General features: G+C 66.2%; 3 protein-coding genes and 1 pseudogene. 2 read left to right on the top strand and 2 right to left on the bottom strand.

The window, feature by feature from the left end; all coding sequences use genetic code 11:
• Together Q0588_RS03605 and Q0588_RS03600 are read right to left on the bottom strand one after the other, a co-directional pair.
• Nucleotides 1-293, bottom strand: a 293-nt coding sequence (locus Q0588_RS03605) for a HupE/UreJ family protein (RefSeq protein ID WP_298743854.1), incomplete at its 3' end; no start/stop codon positions are given.
• Nucleotides 294-387: 94 nt separating this feature from the next.
• Nucleotides 388-2307: pseudogene (locus Q0588_RS03600) on the bottom strand (CusA/CzcA family heavy metal efflux RND transporter); the annotation flags it as partial.
• A 21-nt stretch (nucleotides 2308-2328) separates the two neighbouring features.
• Here Q0588_RS03600 and Q0588_RS03595 point away from each other — a divergent pair.
• Nucleotides 2329-2835, top strand: a complete 507-nt coding sequence (locus Q0588_RS03595; protein WP_298743850.1) for a hypothetical protein — start codon at nucleotides 2329-2331, stop codon at nucleotides 2833-2835.
• Nucleotides 2825-3226: sugar phosphate nucleotidyltransferase (locus Q0588_RS03590; protein WP_298743849.1), on the top strand; the 402-nt coding region annotated here is incomplete at its 3' end. The genes Q0588_RS03595 and Q0588_RS03590, both read left to right, overlap by 11 nt.

The following is a 3226-nucleotide window of genomic DNA, read 5'->3' as shown; positions in this document are numbered from 1 at the left end:
CTGATGTCGGTCAGCACGCCGAGTAGCAGGGTCGAGGAGTGGCCGATGGCGAACAGCGTCACATAGATGCTGATGTCTTTCATCCGGTAGAGGAAGAAGATCACGCCCAGCAGAAACAGCAGGTGGTCGTAGCCGGTGACCATGTGCTTGGCCCCCAGATACAGGAACGGCCAGAACAGGAAGCCGGAGGTTTCCTGGATGTAGCCCTTGTCACCTTCGGCGACGCCGTGGGCGAAGGCCTGGCCGAGGCCGCCGTCGATCAGGAAGAACAGAAGGATGGCGACCAGCGCCATCGCGGGTGATTTGAGCCAGGACCAAGGGTCGCGGCGATACGCAACTGTCATGAGAGCCTTCCGGAGGATGGGGAGGGAATGGAACGGGGCGACATCAGGTCGGCCTGCGCTTGACGCGGAACGGCAGGTGGTCGAGCCAGGCGGGACGCGGACGATCCCCGGGCCGGTCGCGGCCGTGGACCAGGCTGTAGAGCGCCGGCAGCACGAGCAGGGTCAGCAGGGTCGATGAGATGATCCCGCCGATCACGACCGTGGCCAGAGGGCGCTGAACCTCGGCCCCGGTCCCGACATTGAGCGCCATCGGCACGAAGCCAAGGCTGGCGACCAGGGCGGTCATCAGCACAGGCCGCAGACGGGTGAGCGCGCCTTCGCGGATGGCTTCGGGGATCGGCTTGCCCTCCTCGATCAGGCCCCGGATGAAGCTGACCATGACGACGCCATTGAGCACCGCCACCCCGGACAGGGCGATGAAGCCGACGCCCGCCGAGATCGACAGCGGGAGATCGCGCATCATCAGGGCGGCCACCCCGCCGGTGAGCGCCAGGGGCACGCCGGAGAAGACGATCGCCGAGTCCTTCCAGGAGCGGAACAGGGCGAACAGCAGGCCGAAGATCAGCAGCAGCACAGCCGGCACCACGACCTGAAGCCGTTTGGCTGCCGAGATCAGCTGTTCGAAGGTGCCGCCATAGGTGACCCAATAGCCGGCGGGGATCGTCACCTCGGTGTCGACCCGCTCCTGAACCTCCCCGATGAAGGAGCCCAGGTCGCGGTCGCGGACGTTGGACGTGACCACGATGCGGCGCTTGCCGTTCTCGCGACTGATCTGGTTGGGACCGACCGTGAGCTCGATCGTCGCCACTTCGGCGAGGGGCACGAACTGGCGCGCCTGCCCCTCGCTTGCCGGCAACGGGATCTGCAGGCGGCCGATGGCGTCGGTGTCGGCCCGCAGATCCTCGGGCAGTCGAACGACGACGTCGAAACGCCGGTCGCCCTCGAAGATCTGCCCCGCCGTCGTACCGCCCATGGAGGTGGAGATGACCGACTGGACGTCGTTCACGCTCAGCCCCAGGCGCGCCATGGCGGCGCGGTTCGGGGTGATCTGGAGCACAGGCAGGCCGGTGATCTGTTCGGTCTGGGGATCGGCCGCGCCCTCGACGGTCGAGACGATGCCTTCGATCTCGGCCCCAAGCCTGAGCAGTTCGTCCAGATCGTCACCGAACACCTTGATGGCGACGTCGGCGCGCACGCCCGAGAGCAGTTCGTTGAACCGCATCTGGATGGGCTGGGTGAACTCGTATTTGCTGCCGGGAATCTCGTTGACGGCGGCTTCCATCTCCTCGACCAGCTGGCCGCGCGGCTTTCTCGGATCGGGCCAGTCGGAGCGGTCCTTCAGCATGATGAAGGTGTCGGCGACCGAGGGCGGCACCGGATCGGTGGCGACTTCGGCGGTGCCGATCTTCGCCACGACCCGCTCGACCTCGGGGAACGCCGCGATGCGGGCCTCAAGCGCGGTCTGCATCTGGATGGCCTGGCTCAGGCTGGTGCCGGGGATGCGCAGGGCGTGCATGGCGATGTCGCCTTCGTCGAGATTGGGCACGAACTCCGACCCCATCCGCGAGGCGCCGACGCCGGCCAGCAACACAAGCGCCACGGCGATGCCGATCATCAGACCTCGGGTCTTCAACGCGAAATCGAGCGCCGGCTGATAGCCCACCCGCGCCCAGCGCATCACGAAGCTGTCCTTTTCCTCGACCTTGCCGGTGACGAACATCGCCACGGCGGCCGGAACGAAGGTCAGCGACAGCAAAAGCGCGGCGGTGAGGGCGAGAATCACCGTGATCGCCATGGGATGGAACATCTTCCCCTCGATCCCGGTGAGGGCGAGGATGGGCAGATAGACGATGGTGATGATGAGCACGCCGAAGATGCTCGGGCGGATCACCTCGGCGGCGGCACCCGAGACGATCTGGAAGCGCTCCTCGCGGTCCGGCAATCGGCCCATCTGGTGCTGGGCCAGCAGGATCGCGTCGGGCTGATGCTGTTCTCCGAACAGGTGGTGCGCGAACTGCCCGCCGCCCGTCAAGGCCAGATGGCGCGGGTCTGCCACGTCTTGGAAGGACACACGCCAGCCGGCGGCACCGATCCGCGCAAGGGTCTGGAACATCTCAACGCGCCCTCGGTGCCCAAGGGCCTGGTGGTGTTCATCAGCGATTTCCTTGCCGAGCCGGACGCTATCGCCCGAGCCGTCGATCGTCTCGCCCACCGAGGTCACGACGTGGCGCTGGTGTGGGTGCTCGATCCTGATGAGACTGATCTCGGAGTGGCCACGGTAAGCCGCTTCGACGGTCTTGAAGGCGAAGGCACGGTCACAGTCGAGCCCCGGGCGTTGCGCCAGGCCTATGCCGAACAGGTGGCTGGCCATCGTCTAGCCTTGCAGAAGCTCGCGCACAGCCGCCGCCTGGCCTTCATCGAATGCACCACTGCCGATCCTTTGTCTATCCCGCTCAACCGTCTGCTGGTGGAGTTGCATCGTGAACGCTGATTCCGTGGTCTACGCCGTAGTCATGGCTGGCGGTTCAGGCACCCGCTTCTGGCCGATGAGCCGCGGCACGAGGCCCAAGCAGCTCATCGATATCCTCGGCGGGCCGACCATGATTCAGGCCACGGTCGCGCGTCTGCAGCCGCTGGTTCCGCCAGAACGCATTCTGGTGGTTACCACGATCGCTCTGGCCGAGGAGACCCGCCGCCAGTTGCCCATGCTCAAGGCCGACCAGATCATCGCCGAGCCGATGGGCCGTGACACTGCTGCTTGCGTTGCCCTGGCGGCGGTGGTGGTCGAGCGCCTATCGCCGGGTGCGACGATGATCCTGTTGCCCGCCGACCAAGTGATCGATCCGATCGCCGATTTCCAGGCGGCCTTACGCGCCGGCGTC

This window comes from uncultured Brevundimonas sp., assembly GCF_937870815.1.
GTDB lineage: Bacteria > Pseudomonadota > Alphaproteobacteria > Caulobacterales > Caulobacteraceae > Brevundimonas.
The sequence above is the reverse complement of the archived record's forward strand: the minus strand, read 5'-3'. Positions and strand labels throughout refer to the sequence as shown.

Coding starts and splice junctions, on each gene's coding strand:
- Q0588_RS03595 (WP_298743850.1), top strand. CDS start 2,329: ATGCTGTTCTCCGAACAGGTGGTGCGCGAACTGCCCGCCGCCCGTCAA.